Origin of the sequence: Actinobacillus indolicus, from assembly GCF_004519515.1 — a bacterium.
GTDB classification, from domain to species: domain Bacteria; phylum Pseudomonadota; class Gammaproteobacteria; order Enterobacterales; family Pasteurellaceae; genus Glaesserella; species Glaesserella indolica_A.
Genome location: NZ_CP038145.1, coordinates 1,035,240 through 1,054,909 on the forward strand (window position 1 = coordinate 1,035,240; position 19,670 = coordinate 1,054,909).

19 protein-coding genes and 2 tRNA genes are annotated in these 19,670 nt (G+C 40.0%); 8 read left to right on the top strand and 13 right to left on the bottom strand.

Features of this window, described 5'->3' with window-relative positions; translation table 11 throughout:
* Positions 1–37 precede the first annotated feature (37 nt).
* The 6 genes from EXH44_RS05125 to ltnD are packed head-to-tail and all read right to left on the bottom strand — an operon-like array spanning position 38 to position 6,052.
* Complete coding sequence (locus EXH44_RS05125) at positions 38–1,504, bottom strand: GntT/GntP/DsdX family permease (protein WP_162856531.1); 1,467 nt, start codon at positions 1,502–1,504, stop codon at positions 38–40.
* Positions 1,505–1,515: 11 nt separating this feature from the next.
* Positions 1,516–2,463, bottom strand: a complete 948-nt coding sequence (gene denD / locus EXH44_RS05130) for a D-erythronate dehydrogenase (RefSeq protein ID WP_162856532.1) — start codon at positions 2,461–2,463, stop codon at positions 1,516–1,518.
* Positions 2,464–2,487: 24 nt separating this feature from the next.
* On the bottom strand, positions 2,488–3,270 hold the full coding sequence (otnI, locus tag EXH44_RS05135; protein WP_162856533.1) for a 2-oxo-tetronate isomerase: 783 nt from the start codon (positions 3,268–3,270) through the stop codon (positions 2,488–2,490).
* Positions 3,263–3,904, bottom strand: a complete 642-nt coding sequence (otnC, locus tag EXH44_RS05140; protein WP_162856534.1) for a 3-oxo-tetronate 4-phosphate decarboxylase — start codon at positions 3,902–3,904, stop codon at positions 3,263–3,265. The genes otnI and otnC overlap by 8 nt, the downstream gene beginning before the upstream one ends.
* Positions 3,901–5,142, bottom strand: a complete 1,242-nt coding sequence (gene otnK / locus EXH44_RS05145; protein WP_075605897.1) for a 3-oxo-tetronate kinase — start codon at positions 5,140–5,142, stop codon at positions 3,901–3,903. The genes otnC and otnK overlap by 4 nt, the downstream gene beginning before the upstream one ends.
* 1 nt (position 5,143) lies before the next feature.
* Complete coding sequence (gene ltnD / locus EXH44_RS05150) at positions 5,144–6,052, bottom strand: L-threonate dehydrogenase (protein WP_162856535.1); 909 nt, start codon at positions 6,050–6,052, stop codon at positions 5,144–5,146.
* Positions 6,053–6,230: 178 nt separating this feature from the next.
* On the opposite strand from ltnD, the gene EXH44_RS05155 reads away from it, so the two are divergent.
* Entirely contained in the window at positions 6,231–6,989 is a 759-nt protein-coding gene (locus EXH44_RS05155; protein ID WP_162856536.1) for a DeoR/GlpR family DNA-binding transcription regulator, read from the top strand.
* A 65-nt stretch (positions 6,990–7,054) separates the two neighbouring features.
* Positions 7,055–7,597: an RBBP9/YdeN family alpha/beta hydrolase gene (locus EXH44_RS05160; protein ID WP_162856537.1), complete on the top strand. Its 543-nt coding sequence runs from the start codon at positions 7,055–7,057 to the stop codon at positions 7,595–7,597.
* Positions 7,598–7,641: 44 nt separating this feature from the next.
* Here the strand turns inward: EXH44_RS05160 and EXH44_RS05165 are convergent, their stop codons facing one another.
* Positions 7,642–8,964: an anaerobic C4-dicarboxylate transporter gene (locus tag EXH44_RS05165; protein WP_162856538.1), complete on the bottom strand. Its 1,323-nt coding sequence runs from the start codon at positions 8,962–8,964 to the stop codon at positions 7,642–7,644.
* A 155-nt stretch (positions 8,965–9,119) separates the two neighbouring features.
* Between EXH44_RS05165 and dapF the strand changes: the two genes are divergently transcribed.
* Complete coding sequence (gene dapF / locus EXH44_RS05170) at positions 9,120–9,944, top strand: diaminopimelate epimerase (RefSeq protein ID WP_162856539.1); 825 nt, start codon at positions 9,120–9,122, stop codon at positions 9,942–9,944.
* Positions 9,945–10,286: 342 nt separating this feature from the next.
* On the opposite strand, the gene EXH44_RS05175 is transcribed toward dapF, so the two are convergent.
* From EXH44_RS05175 to mutY, 5 genes are all read right to left on the bottom strand, one after another.
* Positions 10,287–10,362: transfer RNA gene (locus EXH44_RS05175), tRNA-Asn, on the bottom strand.
* Positions 10,363–10,381: 19 nt separating this feature from the next.
* A tRNA-Phe gene (locus EXH44_RS05180) sits at positions 10,382–10,457 on the bottom strand.
* A gap of 123 nt (positions 10,458–10,580) precedes the next feature.
* Positions 10,581–11,675: a membrane-bound lytic murein transglycosylase MltC gene (gene mltC, locus EXH44_RS05185; RefSeq protein ID WP_162856540.1), complete on the bottom strand. Its 1,095-nt coding sequence runs from the start codon at positions 11,673–11,675 to the stop codon at positions 10,581–10,583.
* Positions 11,676–11,686: 11 nt separating this feature from the next.
* On the bottom strand, positions 11,687–11,962 hold the full coding sequence (locus EXH44_RS05190) for an oxidative damage protection protein (RefSeq protein ID WP_162856541.1): 276 nt from the start codon (positions 11,960–11,962) through the stop codon (positions 11,687–11,689).
* Entirely contained in the window at positions 11,952–13,097 is a 1,146-nt protein-coding gene (mutY, locus tag EXH44_RS05195; protein ID WP_162856542.1) for an A/G-specific adenine glycosylase, read from the bottom strand. The genes EXH44_RS05190 and mutY overlap by 11 nt, the downstream gene beginning before the upstream one ends.
* A 110-nt stretch (positions 13,098–13,207) precedes the next feature.
* Between mutY and gloA2 the strand changes: the two genes are divergently transcribed.
* Positions 13,208–13,600 (top strand): SMU1112c/YaeR family gloxylase I-like metalloprotein, encoded by a 393-nt coding sequence (gene gloA2 / locus EXH44_RS05200; protein WP_162856543.1) that lies wholly within the window; start codon positions 13,208–13,210, stop codon positions 13,598–13,600.
* On the top strand, positions 13,600–14,316 hold the full coding sequence (sfsA, locus tag EXH44_RS05205) for a DNA/RNA nuclease SfsA (RefSeq protein WP_162856544.1): 717 nt from the start codon (positions 13,600–13,602) through the stop codon (positions 14,314–14,316). The genes gloA2 and sfsA overlap by 1 nt, the downstream gene beginning before the upstream one ends.
* A gap of 49 nt (positions 14,317–14,365) precedes the next feature.
* Here the strand turns inward: sfsA and EXH44_RS05210 are convergent, their stop codons facing one another.
* Entirely contained in the window at positions 14,366–14,677 is a 312-nt protein-coding gene (locus tag EXH44_RS05210; RefSeq protein ID WP_162856545.1) for a PTS sugar transporter subunit IIB, read from the bottom strand.
* Positions 14,678–14,843: 166 nt separating this feature from the next.
* Between EXH44_RS05210 and hslV the strand changes: the two genes are divergently transcribed.
* From hslV to mutS, 3 genes are all read left to right on the top strand, one after another.
* Positions 14,844–15,365 carry an ATP-dependent protease subunit HslV gene (hslV, locus tag EXH44_RS05215; protein ID WP_162856546.1) on the top strand — a complete coding sequence of 174 codons (522 nt, stop codon included), beginning with the start codon at positions 14,844–14,846 and terminating at the stop codon, positions 15,363–15,365.
* Between the two features lie 101 nt (positions 15,366–15,466).
* Entirely contained in the window at positions 15,467–16,789 is a 1,323-nt protein-coding gene (gene hslU / locus EXH44_RS05220; RefSeq protein WP_162856547.1) for an HslU--HslV peptidase ATPase subunit, read from the top strand.
* A 163-nt stretch (positions 16,790–16,952) separates the two neighbouring features.
* Positions 16,953–19,544, top strand: coding sequence for a DNA mismatch repair protein MutS (mutS, locus tag EXH44_RS05225; protein ID WP_162856548.1), 2,592 nt, complete (start codon positions 16,953–16,955; stop codon positions 19,542–19,544).
* Positions 19,545–19,670: the final 126 nt, after the last annotated feature.

Genomic DNA, 19,670 nt, shown 5'->3' on the forward strand with positions numbered 1-19,670 from the left:
GGCTGTAAATATAGTATTTACAGCCTATCCTTAAAAATTAAAGATGTTTATTTTGAGCTTTGATATATAAGCCAATACCTATCATAACTACAACAGGAAGAACGAGATCGAATAGTGAGCCATCATTACCCCAAATTAAATTTGCTAAGATGACACTAATACCGCCAATACCCCAAGCAATGGTAGTTGGTACAGACCATACAATCATTTGTTTTTTCACATCATTGATACCCATCATTCGGTTTACCACCCAGAATAAACTATCATTGAAATACCCAAAGAAAAGAGAACCCATTGTTGCTGCCTGTGCGGCAAGAATCATATTCACACCTGGAATTTGTGCTAGAATTGGAGCAGAGATTGATGCAGCAGTCACCATTGCAACAGTACCTGAACCTTGAATAAAGCGTACAAGTGTTGAAACAATAAATGGAATTAAGATAGGAGAAATCGGTAAATTCGCAATTTGCTCTGCAAGTTGAGCACCTGCACCACTCTCACGTAAAACGGTACCTAAAGCACCACCAGCACCTGTTACTAATAGAATAATACCAGCAGTTTTAACACCTTCTTCTAGATGTAATGCGGTTGTCGTTTTGTCAGCATGCGGAAGTAACGTATAAACAGCGACTAAGACACTAATTGCTAAAGCAATCATCGGATGGCCAATGAAAGCAAATACATCATAAAGTGCCATGTCTGCAATCGTAGAATTTGATTTTGCTACTAAATCTAAAATCGCTTTAATAAAGATTAGTACAATTGGCAATACAATTGGGAGAAGAGATAAACCTAAGCTTGGTAAATTCTTTTTCTCACGACTTTCAATATAGTCATCGTATTTTTGTTTTAGCTCTTCTTTACTAAATACTTCTTGGTTAAATTCAGGATATTTTTTATCTAGCCATTTTGCATATAAAACAATACCGATAACAGGTAATACTGCCATAGCCATACCAACCAAAAGCATTACACCAATATCTACCCCAAATAATCCTGCTACGCCTAATGGACCCGGTGTTGGTGGAACAGTATGGTGAGTTACGACTAAACCACCCGCTAAAGCTACACCAAGAGTCAATAAAGAACGTTTACCATTTTTGGCTAACGCTTTGGCGACCGGATATAAAATAACGAATGCTGAATCAACGAAAATCGGGATACTCACTACATAACCAGTGATTGCTAAAGCCCACTCTTCTTTTTTCTTACCTAACATTTTGATGAAGCTATATGCCATTTTTTCTGCTGCTCCAGAGACTTCAAGCACACTCCCCATCATAACCCCTAAACCAATGACAATACCAATACCACCTAAAGTACCGCCAAAACCTTTACTAATTGCCCCAAGTGTCTCATTTACCGTCATACCGCCGATTAAACCTGCTATCGCAGATGCAATAAGCATCGCAATAAATGCATGAACACGTGTCTTAAGAACTAAATAGACTAAAACAAAAACTGCAATGATTAGCCCAATGATAGGAATCGGTAGTCCAAACATAATGTTTTCTCCTACATATCATATTGAATAAATTGTTGAATAACGTCTTTAAAATCATTATCGGCAGTAAAACCTAATTGAAGAGCATAAGTATTGTCTATTTCAGCAGGCCAACTTGCGACAATATTGTTAATGTTTACATCAAAATCAAAGCGGACTTTTTCTAGAATTGATTCTCCTTTTACTTGAACTAAATCAGATAACATCTGTTTCACACTCACGGTAAAACCAGGTAGATTAATCACATGCCAATGACGTGCTGGAAGAGGTGGTAATGTCATTGCGTGGATGAAATTATTGATTACCGTATTTGGGCTTGATAGCCATAAACGTAGATCTTGTGAAACCGGACAAATTGCTTCTTCACCATGTAATGGCTCACGGATGATACTACTTACAAAAGAAGAAGCCGCTTTGTTCGGTTTTCCTGGTCTAATACAAATCGTTGGTAAACGAACGACGATGCCATCTACAAATCCTTTACGACTGTAATCGTTAATTAACAGCTCACACATCGCTTTTTGTGTACCATAAGTAGATTGTGGAGTAACAGCTGTTCCATTAACAATTACATCAGGTAACTCACCGCCAAAAACAGCTAAAGAACTAGAGAATATAAAACGTACAGCAGGATTATTTTTACGGCAGATTTCCAATAAATTCCTTGTTGCAAGGAAATTAATTTCATAACCTAAATCTGGATCCTGTTCCGCATGGCTACTCACAATTGCAGCTAAATGAAAAATAGCGTCTGTTTCTTTTGTAATAATTTGATCTAATCCTTCTGGGTTTCTTAAATCCATCTCTAAACAACGAACTCTTGGATCACCATTTGGGGCAACCGGTTTTACTACATCAATTAACACAAGCTCATCAATTTTCTCTGAATGCTGATTTAATAAAGTACGAGCAAGTCTTTGACCTAAAAAACCTTGTCCACCTGTAATTACGACTTTCATCTCTTTCTCCTTCATCTAAATAGATTAACAATTTTTGTATGATTGAAACCATTGCAAACCATCAATAGTATTTGCTCGTGGTTTGTATTCACAACCTACATAGCCTTCATAACCAATTTCATCTAATTTGTTGAAAATATAAGCATAATTGATTTCGCCCTCATCCGGCTCATGTCTATCTGGAACAGATGCAATTTGGACGTGAGCAAATTTGTTATTCAACTTATCTGTCAATCGAGATAAATTGCCATCCACGTTCTGGGCATGAAAATAATCTAGCTGAACAAACACATTCTCTCTCTGTACAGCTTCTACAATTTCTAATGTGTCAAATTGACTTTTTAATAGATAGTTTGGTTTGACTTCCGGACTTAATGCTTCAAGTAATACTTTAATACCATAAGGTTTGAATTTATCCGCTGCATAACGCACATTCTCAATGAATGTTTGTTTATATGCTTCTCTATCCTGATCTTCTGGCACAACTGCGGCCATGACATGTACATTTTCACAACCTAGTGCTAAAGCATATTCCAGTGCCATATCAATATCCTTATGGCTATCAGCCTCTCGCCCTGGTATTGCAGAAACACCCCATTCACCAGCAGATACATTACCTGCTGCAGTGTTAAATAAAACTTGTTTCAACTCATATTGGTCTAACAAGCGCTTTAATACCTCTTTGTCATATTCATAAGGCCATAAATATTCAACATATTTAAATCCTGCTTTGGCAGCCGCTTCAAATCTGTCTAAAAAAGGTACTTCATTGAACATCATCGTTAAATTTGCAGCAAACTTAGGCATTTTTATTTCCCCTATTTTCTAGATCCTTCACTTCACTCTCAGAGAGATAGCGAATATTTTTCCCTTGCAAAATAAAATATAATTTTGCAGTTTCTTCTAACTCTTCCGTGTTATCCACCGCATCCACTAAACTGTGTCCTGTTACTACAACACCATGGTTGGCAAGTAGAAAAGCTTTAGCCTGTAATGCTCTTTCACTCAACTCTCTTGCGATATTGATATCACCAGGCTTGTAATAAGGGATCACTGGAAGTTGTCCAACTCTCATAACATAGTATGGTGTAAAAGCTCTCATCGCATTTGTAGTATCTATTCCTTCCAAACAAGATAAGGCTGTGAGATAAGTTGAATGTAAATGAACTATCGCTTTACACTGAGGATTTGCTTGATAAAGCGCTAAGTGAAATACAGACTCTTTGGAAGGTTTATCACCCTCAATGAGATTTCCCTTCATATCTAAAACAGATAAACGATTAACTTCTAATCGTCCTAAAGATGAACCTGTAGGTGTGACAAGCACCCTATTATCATCAAGCTTGACAGAAAGATTTCCAGCACCACCTACTGTGTATCCTCGATCAAATAACGACTTTGCAAGTTCAACCATTTGGATTTTTTGTGCCAAATCCGTCATACAAACATCTCCTGAGCGAATTTAAAGAAATCCTCTTTTCCAAAGTTACCTGATTTCAATGCTAAATAAATCGGTTCTTCTACCGCTTTTAGCCAAGGAACCCCTGGTGCAATTTGTTTACCTATATGGAAACCGGAAAAACCTAGTTGCTGAACCACAATGCTCGATGTTTCTCCTCCAGCCGTAATAAAATTAGTGATGCCTGTATCTTTAAGTTTTTCTGCCAAACGAGCAAAGGTAGTTTCGATAGCATGACTCGCTTTCTCTGCACCAAATTGGGCTTGGATTGTTTTTAATGTTTCAGGAGGGACTGTTGCATATACCATTGGAGCAAGCGGTTGGTTTAGGTGAGAAATCACCCATTGGTAGAGCTGTTCTACATATTCAGGATTATTGATAGCTTGTTCAGCATCTAAGAAATAGCTAGGTGCATGTTTCTGATAATACCCAACTTGCTTATTAGTCATCACAGAACAAGATCCTGATAAAATAACGGTTTTCGCCTTGGTTGGCGTAAAGGCATCAGTACCTTTTTTACCACCTGAAATTCTTTCAGCCATATATGCAGCCAACCCGGAGCCACCCGTCACTAATTTAAAACTTTCAATCGATTCTGCTAAAACAGCTAACTGAGTATTGTCCACTGAATCAACTACAGCATATCGATAGCCTTGTTGTTTTAACTCCATAAAACGTTGTTTAACATAGTCAGAACCTTTGAATAATTCAGCACAGCTTACTAAACCGGTTTTCTCACGTGCCTGCATATCCATTAAACGAACAAGGTTGGCATCTTTCATTGGTGTAATCGGGTGATTTTGCATGCCCGATTCATTCAGTAATACATTTCCAACAAAAAGGTAGCCATTAAAAATGGTCCGCCCATTGATTGGTAACGCAGGGCAAATAATTGTGAAATCCTCACCCAATTCATCAAGTAATGCATCTGTAACAGGACCTATATTGCCCTTCTCTGTGCTATCAAAAGTAGAACAATATTTAAAATAGAACTGTTTTCCGCCATTATTTTGTAACCATTTCAATGCATCTAATGATTGCTCAATCGCCTCATTAACTGGATTCGAGCGTGATTTCAAACTAATAACTACAGCATCAACAGGTTCTACTAAATTTGATGTTGGCACACCATTCATCTGAATGGTCTTTAATCCATTTTCAACTAAAAAACTGGCAATATCGCTTGCCCCAGTGAAATCATCTGCAATAACGCCTAACATTTTATTTATCTCCCTTTTTTGGTAACTCAATACCATCGAAGATCTTAATCACTGCACTATCATCTTCTTTGCCATACCCAGCATTACTTGCCGATGTAAACATATTGAATGCGGTACTTGCTAAAGGAAGTGGGAATTTCAATGCTTTCGCGGTATCAGTGACAAGTCCAAGATCTTTTACAAAAATATCAACCATTGATAATGGTGTGTAATCTCCATCAACAACATGTTTCATGCGATTTTCAAACATCCAAGAATTACCTGCAGCATTAGTCACCACGTCATACATCAAATCCAAAGGAATTCCCGCTCTTGCTGCTAATGCCATCGCCTCAGCGCCTGCTGCAATATGAACACCCGCTAACAATTGATGGATGATTTTGACTGTAGCTCCAAGTCCAATTTCTTCACCAATGTTATAAACTTTTCCTGCCACCGCTTCTAACACAGGCTCTAATTTCTCAAAAGCTTCTTTAGAACCAGATGCCATCACGGTCATATCACCATTAGCTGCTTTAGCAGCTCCACCTGAAACAGGTGCATCTAACATTAATAACCCTAATTCTGTTAATTTATGTGAAATTTCTTTAGCATCTTGAGCCGAAATGGTAGATGAAACCATTACAACCGTACCTTTATTTAGGTGAGGAGCTAATCCATTTTCTCCAAATAAAATTGATTTCACTTGAGTAGCATTCACAACAAGTAGTAATACAGCATCTAATTTAGATGCAAAAGGAATGGCACTCTCCCCAATATCAGTTGCGCCAAAGGATTTTAGTGTTTCTAACGCTTTAGAATTCAGATCAATACCATAGGTATCTAATCCTTTTGTAATACAAGACTTAGCTGCCCCCATTCCCATTGCACCAAGCCCAATTACTGCGATACTATAAGTAGGTTTACTCATAACTAACTCCTCATAAAATAATGTCTCATGAATTATGTTTACAAATCATACATAACTATAAAAATAAAATCTGTGATAAAACTCACAAAATTTAACAATTTTTGTTAAATTTTGTTAATCACTCAAGGTAAAATAAATGGGTATAATGAATAGGTCGAAGATAATGTAAGGAAAGAATATGATTCCAGCTGAAAGACAAAGACAGATTATTCAAATTGTTAATAGTTTTGGTAGCACAAGTATTAATTTTCTTGCTAACCGTTTGAATGTCTCACACATGACAATCCGCAGAGATATTCAGAAATTGGAAGAAGAAGGGAAAATATCCTCGGTATCAGGAGGAGTTCAGTCACTTGAGAGACTAACGGCAGAACCCACCCATAGTGATAAATCTCAATTATTTCACGATCAAAAATGGGCGATTGGCATAGCTGCAGCAAAACAAATTCCTCATAATGCTACGATTTACCTTGATGCAGGAACAACTACACTAGAAATTGCACATCAAATCGCAGAACGCAATGATATCTTAGTTATTACTAATGATTTTGTTATCGCTCATTTTCTTAGTAACTCTGGTCGATGTGAAATCATTCACATTGGTGGAAGTGTCTGTAAAGAAAATTTATCTACGACAGGTATGCTTGCTGCACAATTCTTAAAAAACCTATCTATTGATATCGCATTTATTTCGACTTCATCATGGAATCTTAAAGGGCTCACAACACCTAACGAAAATAAAATTCCGGTGAAGCTAGCAATTATAGAAGCCTCTCGTAAAAATATTCTTGTCACTGATTCTTCTAAGTATGGAAAGTTTGCGACTTTTTTTGTGTACCCTCTCACCATATTTGACCAGATCATTTGCGATAAAGGATTATTAGAGAATGCCCAAGAATCTATTAGCAGTATGAATGTTAATCTACTATTAGTTTAATTTAGTTTTTTGATTTTTTTTGCAAATTTATGGCAAAATCAGACCGCTTGTATTAAGGAGGTTTTATGGCAAAAGTCTATATTGTTCACGGTTATACTGCATCTGCAGATAAACATTGGTTTCCGTGGTTAGAACAGGAATTAGCAAAAATCAGAGTGGAGTGCCATCGCTTGAATATGCCTGATTCAAGTAACCCGAATCCGGATAAATGGTTAAAACATTTGGAAGAACAGGTTACCATTGATGATGAGACTATCGTCGTAGGCCACAGTTTAGGCTGTGTTGCTTGGCTTAACTTTTTGGCAAGAAACTTTTTAAAACCTAAAGTGGCTATTTTTGTTTCAGGGTTTTATCAGCCGTTAGATACGATTCCAGAACTGAGTTCATTTTCAAATAGCTATGCTGTTGCACCAAACTGTTTAGCATTTAAGTCTTATGTTGTTGCCGCACTAGATGATACGATTGTGCCACATCCATACAGCGATGAATTAGCCAAACATTTACAAGCAGATTACATCCGTTTACCATCCGGTGGACATTTTTTAGATCGAGAAGGATGGACTGAATTTCCCCTTCTCATAGATTTAATCAAAAAACAATTTGGGTAATAAAAAAGCGAGCATTAAGCTCGCTTTTTTATTCATTAAGATTTTTAGAGAATGACATTCGCTAATAGTAATCCGATGATAATACTGAATACCATGCTGAGTAAGCCTGGGATCATGAAACTGTGGTTAAAGATATATTTACCAATTTTCGTGGTACCTGTGGTATCGAAGTCAATAGAGGCAATAATCGGGCCATAGTTTGGTACGAAGAAGTAACCGTTTACTGCTACAAATACCCCGATTAAGATTGGGGCAGGAATACCTAAGGCAATACCTAATGGGAATAAGGTTGCGACCGTTGCACCTTGGCTGTTAACTAACACAGAAAGTACAAATAATGCGAAAGCGAATGCCCATGGTGCAGCTTCCACTAAACCTTTTACCATGTCTTTTACTTCGGTCATGTGTGCATCCATTAGAGTATCGCCCATCCATGCAATACCAAAGATCGCAATTACCGCACGCATACCTGCGTGGAATACAGAACCTTGGGTAATGGCATTGCCGTTTGGTTTACAGATAAGCATAATTAATGCTGCAACGCTTAACATCACGATTTCAATCGTATGTGCCATACCCATTGGTTTGCCTTCAAATACTGGGCGTAACTCTTTGAATGTACCCATGAACACAACTAACAATGCACCAAATAAGAATAAGCCTACTGATGTTTTTGCTGTTGGGCTAATTTTGATATCTGTTGGGTTAGTATCTGAATGATTACGTGCAACATATTCAGGATCTTGCAGTAAGCGTTGATAGTTCGGGTCATCTTTTAATTCTTTACCCATTTTATTCACAAATAAACAAGCACAGAAGATACCTAATACGGTAGCTGGAATAGTGACAGATAAAATATCACCAATACTGTAGCCTTGTGGTTCGATCATCGCAGCCACAGAAACCACCGCCGCAGCAATTGGGCTCGCGACAATCGCAAATTGTGAAGCAATTACTGCCATAGAGAGTGGACGCTCTGGGCGAATACCGTTGTGACGACTCACTTCTGCAATCACAGGTAATACCGAATACGCTACGTGGCCCGTACCTGCTAAAAAGGTAAATGTCCAAGTTACCGCAGGTGCGATAAAGGTAATATGTTTTGGATTACGACGTAAAATGTTCGTTGCGATTTTGATCATGTAGTCTAAACCGCCTGCTGCTTGCATTGCTGCAGCTGCAGAAACTACCGCCATAATCATAAACATAACGTCAATTGGAAGACCCGCAGGTTTTAAGCCAAATCCAAAAGATAGAACTGCTAAACCTAAACCGCCCATTACCCCTAAACCAATACCGCCGAGGCGTGCACCGATTAAAATACAGAGTAACACAACGGCAAATTGCAGAAGAAACATCGCTGACATAAATTGCTCCATTGTAATTTAACGAAAAAGCCCTCATTATATAAGGCATTATTTGGCGATAATTCGCCCTTTTGTAAAAAGGGATGCAATATAGCATAACTATTTATTATCGCTATAATCTAGATCAATAAAAAATTCTAATCATAGGAAAAAATATGCAATTCTCAAAAATGCACGGATTGGGCAATGATTTTATGGTCATTGATGGTGTGACTCAGAATGTTTACTTAACGGAAGAGATTATCCGTAAACTCTCCGATCGTCATCGTGGGATTGGCTTTGACCAACTTTTATTAGTGGAGCCACCTTACGATCCAGAACTGGATTTCCACTACCGTATTTTTAATGCGGATGGGAGCGAAGTGTCTCAATGTGGTAATGGCGCACGCTGTTTTGCACGTTTCGTTACGCTCAAAGGATTGACCAATAAACAAGATATTGGCGTCAGCACCGCAAAAGGCAAAATGGTGTTGAGCTTAAAAGACGATGGACAGATTCGTGTCAATATGGGTGAGCCGATTTGGGAGCCCGCTCAAATTCCTTTTACAGCCAATAAATTTGAGAAAAACTATATTTTACGTACCGATCTTCAAACGGTGCTATGCGGTGTAGTTTCTATGGGAAATCCGCACTGTGTGCTCCAAGTTGATGATATTCAAACAGCAAATGTGAATGAATTGGGCGCGTTACTTGAACGCCACGAACGTTTCCCTGAGCGTGCCAATATCGGCTTTATGCAGGTGATCGATCGCAATCATATCAAACTGAGAGTGTTTGAACGTGGTGCAGGGGAAACACAAGCCTGTGGTAGCGGTGCTTGTGGGGCTGTTGCGGTAGGCATTATGCAAGGGTTGTTGGATAATCAAGTGCAGGTGGATTTGCCTGGTGGCTCGTTATATATTGAGTGGAATGGAGAGGGAAATCCGTTGTATATGACAGGTGATGCCGAACATATTTATGATGGTTTTATAAAATTATAGTTGAAGAAAAAGTCCTACTCATTTGGCAGGGCTTTTTTATTACAAGCGGTCAGTTCAGCCCTATTTTTTGCAAATAAAAAATGCGACATTATTGGATTAAATAATGTCGCACAAACATTAGACGATATTGAGGAATCTTTCTTATTGTTATCTGGATGGCATAATCATACTCTAAATAATTTACAAAAGTGAAGAAATATTTCAACCAATTTTCAAAAATTGGAGCAAGATCACAAAATTAAAATATTTTTTGATTTTGATAAAGATGAACTTCGTTCAATAAATAAGTTGAGATCAAAGAAAGAAAAAACCCCGATGATTTCTCATCAGGGCTTCAAAATATGGCTCCTCCTGCGGGACTCGAACCTGCGACATATGGATTAACAGTCCACCGTTCTACCGACTGAACTAAGGAGGAAAAGAGTTGTAACATGAAATGGTGCCTCGAGGCGGAATCGAACCACCGACACGGGGATTTTCAATCCCCTGCTCTACCGACTGAGCTATCGAGGCATCTCGTCGTTACGGGGCGCATTATGCTGATTTTCGTCCCGCTCGTCAAACGTTTTTTTCAAAAAAATAAAAAAATCTGTTTAATGGATCGCTTTTTATTCAATTTGTTTAAAAAACAACGTGTTATCTTACGTTACGGTATTTTTGCTGAGCTTTATTCACCTTCACCAAGTAATTTCTTGCCTGAGAAGATGGGTGTGCCGTGGTTAAAATTCGATAAATTGCCCCTGAATCTAGGTTATTGATACGATCAATCGCTTCCCATTTATCACTATCAAACACTCTTAATACCGCACCTGCACCACTGTTATAAGCAGAAATCATTGCATAACGTTTAGAAGTAGGATCAGTAATGCCATCAAGATATTCATCTCGTAAAATAGTTAAGTACATTGTACCCGCATCAATATTTTGGCTAGGATTATATAAGTAATCACGATCAGGCTGACCACCAAAACCTTTGCGGGCAAAAATATCACGCCCTGCAGTACGCGGAACCACCTGCATCAAACCAATCGCATTCGCATAACTGACAGCATAAGGGTTAAACGCAGATTCGACTTCCATAATCCCTAAAATCAGACTTAAATCAATGTTGTATTGTTTTGCAGCCTTACGTGCCATTGGTAAATAACGTCTTGCACGGACTTCTACGTGGTTTGCTGCCATTGGAATAGAGACATAAGTTACCGTATGCCCATTCTGTAAACGGCGAGTTTTAAGCTTATTCTGTAATAAATAAGTTGCAAAGTCATTGGCAATAGCAATATTTGTCACAGAACGACCAAACTGATCGACCACCTGACCTGCTAAGAAAGGGTTACTACTAATCGGCACATCGCCTGATGCGAACAAATCAATACCTGATGCATCAGAGCCCATTAACAAGGTATGAATAATCGAATTACGTAGACGATTTTGATCACCTAATGTTTCAATCGTAATTTGACCATCTTCAAAACTGATGTGGCTACGAGTGTAATATTTATCCGTATATTTGACGTAGTCTTTTTGGCTTGCTTGGAGCAGTTCATTAACACCCCAAATTTGATCAATATTGCGGGAGAATTGCCCCATTAAAATATCTAAACCATTGGTATCTTTAGAGTAGTCAGGACGTGTTTTTTTAGACGTTTTTCGCGTCGGGGTATCGCTTCCACAAGATGCTAAAAAAGGAATCAGCACCAATAACGGCAGGAATTTTTTATATTTATTCATTGGGTATCTCTTTATTTTGACTCTACAGGTACATAGCCTTCAATATGCACATCTTTTCCTTCAAACAGAAAATTCACCATTTCCGTTTCTAACAATTTACGATGTTCAGGATTCATCATATTGAGTTTTTTCTCATTGACTAACATTGTCTGTTTTTTAATCCATTCTGACCATGCTTGTTTACTGATGGAATCAAAAATCCGTTTACCCAATTCCCCCGGATAAAGCTGAAAATCTAAACCTTCTGCTTCTTGTTTCAAATATACACAAAATACATTACGCGCCATTTTTCTGTCCTAATGTCAAAGTTAATTCGTCTAAAATGCGTTTTATCGGGGTTGCTAAACCCACTTCGCTAGGTTGAGTTAAATCATACCAATAATCCGCTGTTGAAGATACACGCAAATGATAATTTCCCTGATTTTCTGCCACCCCAAGCGGTAGGATTTCGGCATTTTTTTGTAAACTAAGTTCCGCCAAAATAGGATAAATATCCAAATGAAAATGGCTAAAAGTATGCCGAAAGGCAATTAATTGGGTAAATTGCACATTTTTGTCTGAAACTGACCGCTTGAGATTCTCTAAATGTTCAAATTGCGGAAAGATATAAAGCCCACCCCAAAGCCCTTTTGCTTCACGCTTTTCTAATAAGACCTTTGTTCCCTGTTTTAAAATCAAAAAGTAGCTCTGCTTTTCTGGCAACGCCTTTTTCGGTTTTTTTGCTGGAAAATCCGCCCAAGCCTGTTTAGCATTTGCCTGACACTCCTTTTCTAATGGACAGAGAGAACATTTCGGCTTAGAGCGTGTACAAATCATCGCCCCTAAATCCATCATCGCCTGATTAAAATCAGCCACTTGCGAAGTTGGTGTAACACGAGCGGTCAGATCCCACAATTTATTTTCAACCGTTTTTTCGCCCGACCAACCTTCAACAGCAAAATAACGAGAAAGCACACGTTTAACATTGCCATCTAAAATCGGGTAAGGTGCATCAAGTACGGAAGAGAGCACCGCCCCAGCTGTACTTCTGCCGACACCTGAAAGTGCGAAAACATCGGAAAAATCCGTTGGAAACTGACCACCAAATTCATCTCGAATTTGTTGTGCCGCTTTATGCAAATTTCTTGCCCTTGCGTAATAGCCTAATCCCGTCCATAAATGCAACACTTCATCCATCGGTGCATTCGCTAAATCAACAATGGTGGGAAAACGTTGAATAAAACGCTCAAAATAGGGAATAACCGTTGCGACTTGGGTTTGCTGTAACATCACTTCGGATAACCAAACGCCATACAAAGTTTTATTTTGTTGCCACGGCAGATGTTTACGCCCATATTGCTGATACCACGCCAACACGCCTTTGGCAAAAGGTGCATCGACATGGGATTGCGCTAAAGGAAATTCAGATTTTTCTTTTTTCATAGAGATAGAGTACACTTCAAAAAAACATCTCATAGTATCGCAAGCGGTCAGATTTTGCTAAAATTTTGCAAAACTTTGCGTAAAAGTCACCGCTTGGTTAAAAGGACAATATGAAATCAATAATCGGTTTTCACCATGTGGCACTTATCGTTTCTGATTATGCCAAATCTAAATCGTTTTACACCGATATTCTCGGCGCAAAGATTATCGCAGAAACTTATCGTGCAGAACGACAAAGCTATAAATTGGATTTACGTTTTACTGATGGTTCGCAAATTGAACTATTCAGTTTTCCCAATCCGCCAAAACGAGTCAATGCACCTGAAGCTTGCGGGCTACGCCATTTAGCCTTTAAAGTCCAAAATATTGAACACGCTGTCGCAGAATTAGCCCAAAAAGGCGTTATTTCTGAACCGATTCGCATTGATGAATTAACGGGAAAACGCTACACCTTTTTCCGTGATCCCGACGATTTACCCCTTGAATTTTACGAGGTAGGTTGATGATTTTCCCAACTCTGACATCGGGTATTTTAATCCAACGCTATAAACGCTTTTTAGCGGATATTCTCTTACCGAATGGCGAACAAATCACAATTCACTGCCCCAATACTGGTGCAATGACAGGCTGTGCAAATGCAGGGGATACCGTCTGGTTTTCCACCTCCGATAACCCCAAACGCAAATACGCTCATACTTGGGAACTTACTCAGACTCAAGCGGGGGATTTTATCTGCGTTAATACGCAACGAGCCAATCAACTTGTTGCGGAAGCCTTGGAAAATAACTGGATCAGCGAATTAGCAGATTACACCGAAATTCTACCTGAACAGAAATATGGTGAAGAAAATAGCCGTATTGATTTTCTGTTAAAACAGCAAGGCTTAGCGGACTGTTTCGTTGAAGTAAAATCAACGACTTTATTGGTAGATGAAGGTGTTGGGATGTTCCCTGATGCCAAAACAACACGTGGACAAAAACATCTGCGAGAGCTGACATCCATTGCTCAACAAGGTCAACAAGCGGTGATTTTCTTTGCGATTTTACACACAGGGATTGAACGGTTTGAAGTGGCAAAGCAGATCGATCCGAAATATGCCGAACTGTTCAACGTTGCACTCAGCGAAAAGGTACACGCACTTGCCTATAAAGCAAATGTTCAGATTGAAAATAATATTCCTATTGGCTTAACACTTTCTCAAAAAGTACATCTTGCCTAATCACGAAAAAGCCACCTTGTATCACCAAAGTGGCTTTATTGCTTTGCTATTAGGCTTTTGCTGTCAAGATCGCATTAATCGCATTAGCATAACTTTCCGATTTTGTGCCGAAAATGACATGAATATTATTGTCATGAATCGTAACCACTTCGGCCGCACCTAATGCTTTTAATTCTTTTCGATCAACCTTATCCTTCGATTTAAGCTGAACTCTCAAACGCGTTAAACAGAAATCTAAAGATTCGATATTTTCCGCAGTTCCTAACGCATCAATAATTTTAGGTGCCATTTCCTCTACAGAAAGTGCATCACTTTGTGCTGTTCTTCCTGAACCAAAGATATTTTTTAAAATTTGTACCATTTTTATGCTCCTTACATTAAATCAAATAGACGTTGATATTTTAAGCTTTCTGACCTTATTTTCTATTCACTTTACAAATTTTTTTGCCTATCTCACCGCTTGCACTTGAAACTGATGAGATTGCCCTCAAATATGCACACAGTTTTTTAGACAAATAGGAATTTCAATGACAACGATTGTATGTGTTCGCAAAGATGGCAAAGTGGCTATCGGGGGCGACGGGCAAGCAACTTTAGGTAATTGCGTAGAAAAAGGTACAGTGCGTAAAGTTCGCCGTTTATATAAAGATAAAGTGGTCACAGGCTTTGCAGGTTCAACGGCAGATGCCTTTATTTTGCGTGATCTGTTTGAGAAAAAATTGGAATTACACCAAGGGCATTTAGTCAAATCTGTGGTTGAACTTGCAAAAGAATGGCGTACCGAGCGTTCACTTCGCAAATTAGAAGCGATGATGATCGTAGCCAATGAAAGTGAATTTTTATTGGTTTCAGGTAGTGGTGATGTAATCGAGCCTGAATTTGATGTATTAGCCATTGGCTCAGGTGGTAACTATGCAAAAGCTGCTGCTCTTGCCCTATTAAGAACGGAAAATAATCTGTCTGCCAAAGAAATCGTAGCAGAAGCGTTAAAAATTGCTGGGGATATTGATATTTACAGCAACCATAATCATGTGATTGAAGAGGTTTAAACCTATTGTGTAGGGGCGGGTCCTGTGCCCGCCCGAAAATATCATAGAAGTACGGGCGGGCACAGGACCCGCCCCTACAAGATTTTTACAGAGATAACACTATGTCAATGACCCCTCGTGAAATTGTGTCTGAATTAGACGCACATATTATCGGACAAAATGAAGCTAAACGTGCGGTGGCGATTGCTTTACGTAACCGCTGGCGTCGTATGCAGTTGCCTGAAGAACTGCGTCAAGAAGTTACCCCGAAAAATATCCTGATGATCGGCCCAACGGGTGTGGGTAAAACCGAGATTGCTCGCCGTTTGGCAAAACTTGCCAATGCACCGTTTATCAAAGTTGAAGCAACGAAATTTACCGAAGTCGGCTATGTGGGTAAAGAAGTGGACTCGATTATTCGTGATCTTGCTGATGTTTCAATGAAATTGGTTCGCCAACAAGCGGTTGAAAAAAATCGTATGCGTGCGCAAGATGCAGCGGAAGATCGCATTTTAGATGTGTTATTACCGCCAGCTAAAGATCAATGGGGTAATGTACAAGAGAGTGACAACGCTTCTACTCGCCAAATCTTCCGTAAAAAATTGCGTGAAGGTCAGCTTGACGATAAAGAGATTGAAATTGATGTCGCAGCCCAAGTGAGTGTTGAAATTATGACCCCACCTGGTATGGAAGAGATGACTTCCCAACTGCAATCTCTCTTTGAGGGAATGTCGCCAAACAAAACGAAAAAACGCAAAATGAAAATTAAAGATGCGTTAAAAGTGATGGTGGACGAAGAAGCGGCGAAGCTGGTTAATCCTGAAGAGTTGAAACAGCAAGCGATTGAAGCGGTTGAACAACACGGTATCGTCTTTATTGATGAGATTGATAAAATCTGTAAAAAAGGCGAACACAGTGGCGGCGATGTAAGCCGTGAAGGCGTGCAACGTGATTTACTGCCGATTATCGAAGGTTCGACAGTCAATACTAAACACGGTATGGTCAAAACCGATCACATTCTCTTTATCTGTTCTGGTGCCTTCCAAGTGGCTCGTCCGTCTGATTTACTACCAGAATTACAAGGTCGTTTGCCAATTCGTGTAGAGCTTAAATCACTTAATAAAGAAGATTTCGAGCGTATTTTAACCGAGCCGAATGCGTCTTTAACCTTACAATACCGTGAGTTAATGAAAACCGAAGGTGTGGATATTGAATTTACCAAAGACGGTATCAGCCGTATCGCCGAATCCGCATTCCGAGTGAACGAAAAAACCGAAAACATCGGTGCAAGACGCTTACACACCGTGTTAGAACGCTTAATGGACGGTATTTCATTCGATGCTAGCGAACGTTCAGGCGAGAAAATCGTGATTGACGAGAAGTATGTGTCTGATGCGTTAAATGATGTAGTTGAGAATGAAGATTTAAGTCGCTTTATTCTTTAATCTTACAAGCGGTAAGATCGTTTGCAAATTTTGCAAATAATCTTACCGCTTGCACTATTTTCTAACATCTCTAGCAATCTCACAAAATAGACGAGTTCTATCACCTGATTCCCCTTTGCTTTTCTGCTAAAATGCCTGAAAATTTTTCAAACCAAATGATGCGATGATTCAAAACAACCAAACCCACACGCCAATGATGGCCCAATATCTCCAACTCAAAGCCCAAAATCCCGATATTCTTCTGTTCTATCGTATGGGCGATTTTTACGAGTTATTTTACGACGATGCCAAAAAAGCGGCTGCGTTGTTAGATATTTCTCTGACTAAACGTGGGCAATCAGCAGGTGAGCCAATTCCAATGGCAGGTGTGCCGTATCACGCTGTTGAAGGTTATTTGGCGAAGTTGGTGGCATTGGGTGAGAGTGTGGCGATTTGTGAGCAAATTGGCGATCCTGCAACCAGTAAAGGCCCTGTTGAGCGTAAAGTCGTAAGAATTGTCACACCTGGAACGGTCAGCGACGAAGCATTGCTACCAGAACGCCAAGATAATTTGGTCGCCGCAATTTATCAAGAAAAAGGTGTTTTCGCCCTTGCGACATTAGATATGGCTTCTGGGCGTTTTTTGATTAGCGAATTACCTAACAAGGAGGCTCTGTCTGCCGAGTTACAACGCACCCAACCTGCCGAGATTTTGTATCCTGAAGATTTTTCTGATGCAGGTATTTTACAGGGTTACAAAGGCTTACGCCGCCGACCTGTTTGGGAATTTGAGCTAGTTACAGCCATTCAGTTGCTTAATCGCCAATTTGGGACACAAAATCTTACAGGCTTTGGGGTAGAAAAGGCGGTGGTTGCCTTGTGTGCGGCAGGTTGTGTCTTGCATTATGCTCAAGAAACTCAACGCACCGCACTGCCACATATCAACAGCATTCATTTGGCTCAAAATAGCGATACTGTCTTACTTGATGCGGCAACTCGCCGAAATTTGGAATTAACCACCAATCTTGCTGGCGGTACAGAAAATACACTTGCATCGGTTTTGGATAAATGCGTCACCCCAATGGGTAGTCGTTTACTCAAACGTTGGATCCATCAACCTATTCGTGATTTAGCCAAACTGCATACTCGCCAGCAAACCATTTTGGCATTGCAAAAAAATGAGCGTATCGAACCGCTTCAACCCTTGCTACAACAAGTGGGCGATATGGAGCGGATTTTGGCTCGCATTGCGTTACGCACCGCACGTCCCCGTGACCTAACCCGTTTACGCACAGCCTTAGAGCATATCCCCGATATTGTAAAACATTCACAAAATCTAACCGCTTGTTTAGACAATACGTTGAAGCAGATCGCTGACTTTAGCGAACTATTCGAGTTATTAAGTAAGGCAATCATTGATAACCCACCGCAACTTATCCGTGACGGTGGCGTTATTGCTGAAGGATACAATGCCGAACTGGACGAATGGCGAAGTTTGGCAGAAGGGGCAACCAAATTCCTTGAAGATTTAGAAGCAAAAGAACGAGCCCAAACAGGCATTGATACCCTTAAAATCGGCTTCAATGCGGTACACGGCTACTATATCCAAATCAGTCAAGGACAGGCTCACAAAGCTCCGATCCACTATGTCCGCCGTCAAACGTTAAAGAATGCGGAACGTTATATTATCCCTGAGCTGAAAACCTATGAAGATAAGGTGTTGAAAGCAAAAGGGGCTTCTCTTGCCCTTGAAAAACAGCTTTATGATGAACTGTTTGAACTGTTAATACCACGTTTGGGCGAATTGCAGTTGGCAAGCCTTGTGTTAGCGGAACTTGATGTGCTGACCAACCTTGCTGAACGTGCCGACAGTCTGAATTATGTGATGCCAAGTTTCAGCCATCAGCGAGGCGTGAATATCAAAGGCGGTCGCCACCCAGTTGTTGAACAAGTGCTAAAAACGCCGTTTATTGCCAACCCTGTACTGCTCAATCCACAACGCCATTTGTTGATCGTCACAGGCCCGAATATGGGTGGTAAAAGTACCTATATGCGACAAATTGCCTTGATTACCTTAATGGCATATATCGGCAGTTTTGTGCCTGCGGACAGTGCAGAGATCGGACCGATTGACCGTATTTTTACCCGTATCGGTGCTTCTGATGATTTAGCGTCAGGACGCTCAACCTTTATGGTGGAAATGACCGAAATGGCGAACATTCTGCACCAGTCCAGCGAAAACAGCCTTGTTCTTGTTGATGAAATCGGGCGAGGCACATCGACCTACGATGGCTTATCGCTCGCTTGGGCGTGTGCCGAATGGTTAGCGAAGAAAACCCAATCGCTCACCCTATTTGCCACCCACTACTTTGAGCTAACCAGCTTACCAAACCAGCTCAAAGGCGTTGCCAATGTCCATTTAGATGCGTTGGAACATAACGACACCATCGCCTTTATGCACAGTGTACAAGAAGGGGCAGCAAGTAAAAGTTATGGTTTAGCCGTTGCCGCCCTAGCAGGCGTACCAAAGCAAGTGATCCAACTTGCGAAACAGAAACTCACACAGCTTGAACAACTTTCACAACAAACGGCACAATTAGACGCAAATCCACAGCAAGATTTACTCTTTTCAGCGAATTTGCAAAATGTTGAGCCAATCTCACCGCTTGTAGAGCCGTCCAAAGTCGAACAAGCCCTTGCAAAGATTGATCCCGATGAACTCACACCGAAACAGGCGTTGGAAGCGTTGTATCAGTTAAAGCAATTTACCAAATAAAATTTGAAATATGTTGATTTCAAAAATATCTTAATATGAAATGATTGTAGGGGCGGACCGATGTGTCCGCCCTTGTTTTGTATTGTTTTAGGCGAATACATCGGTTCGCCTCTACTTTGCCAATAA

What these genes read in the sequence shown, in the direction of transcription:
- EXH44_RS05125 (WP_162856531.1), bottom strand. Translation starts at nt 1,504, where the DNA reads ATGTTTGGACTACCGATTCCTATCATTGGGCTAATCATTGCAGTTTTT.
- denD (WP_162856532.1), bottom strand. Translation starts at nt 2,463, where the DNA reads ATGAAAGTCGTAATTACAGGTGGACAAGGTTTTTTAGGTCAAAGACTT.
- otnI (WP_162856533.1), bottom strand. Translation starts at nt 3,270, where the DNA reads ATGCCTAAGTTTGCTGCAAATTTAACGATGATGTTCAATGAAGTACCT.
- otnC (WP_162856534.1), bottom strand. Translation starts at nt 3,904, where the DNA reads ATGACGGATTTGGCACAAAAAATCCAAATGGTTGAACTTGCAAAGTCG.
- otnK (WP_075605897.1), bottom strand. Translation starts at nt 5,142, where the DNA reads ATGTTAGGCGTTATTGCAGATGATTTCACTGGGGCAAGCGATATTGCC.
- ltnD (WP_162856535.1), bottom strand. Translation starts at nt 6,052, where the DNA reads ATGAGTAAACCTACTTATAGTATCGCAGTAATTGGGCTTGGTGCAATG.
- EXH44_RS05155 (WP_162856536.1), top strand. Translation starts at nt 6,231, where the DNA reads ATGATTCCAGCTGAAAGACAAAGACAGATTATTCAAATTGTTAATAGT.
- EXH44_RS05160 (WP_162856537.1), top strand. Translation starts at nt 7,055, where the DNA reads ATGGCAAAAGTCTATATTGTTCACGGTTATACTGCATCTGCAGATAAA.
- EXH44_RS05165 (WP_162856538.1), bottom strand. Translation starts at nt 8,964, where the DNA reads ATGTCAGCGATGTTTCTTCTGCAATTTGCCGTTGTGTTACTCTGTATT.
- dapF (WP_162856539.1), top strand. Translation starts at nt 9,120, where the DNA reads ATGCAATTCTCAAAAATGCACGGATTGGGCAATGATTTTATGGTCATT.
- mltC (WP_162856540.1), bottom strand. Translation starts at nt 11,675, where the DNA reads ATGAATAAATATAAAAAATTCCTGCCGTTATTGGTGCTGATTCCTTTT.
- EXH44_RS05190 (WP_162856541.1), bottom strand. Translation starts at nt 11,962, where the DNA reads ATGGCGCGTAATGTATTTTGTGTATATTTGAAACAAGAAGCAGAAGGT.
- mutY (WP_162856542.1), bottom strand. Translation starts at nt 13,097, where the DNA reads ATGAAAAAAGAAAAATCTGAATTTCCTTTAGCGCAATCCCATGTCGAT.
- gloA2 (WP_162856543.1), top strand. Translation starts at nt 13,208, where the DNA reads ATGAAATCAATAATCGGTTTTCACCATGTGGCACTTATCGTTTCTGAT.
- sfsA (WP_162856544.1), top strand. Translation starts at nt 13,600, where the DNA reads ATGATTTTCCCAACTCTGACATCGGGTATTTTAATCCAACGCTATAAA.
- EXH44_RS05210 (WP_162856545.1), bottom strand. Translation starts at nt 14,677, where the DNA reads ATGGTACAAATTTTAAAAAATATCTTTGGTTCAGGAAGAACAGCACAA.
- hslV (WP_162856546.1), top strand. Translation starts at nt 14,844, where the DNA reads ATGACAACGATTGTATGTGTTCGCAAAGATGGCAAAGTGGCTATCGGG.
- hslU (WP_162856547.1), top strand. Translation starts at nt 15,467, where the DNA reads ATGTCAATGACCCCTCGTGAAATTGTGTCTGAATTAGACGCACATATT.
- mutS (WP_162856548.1), top strand. Translation starts at nt 16,953, where the DNA reads ATGATTCAAAACAACCAAACCCACACGCCAATGATGGCCCAATATCTC.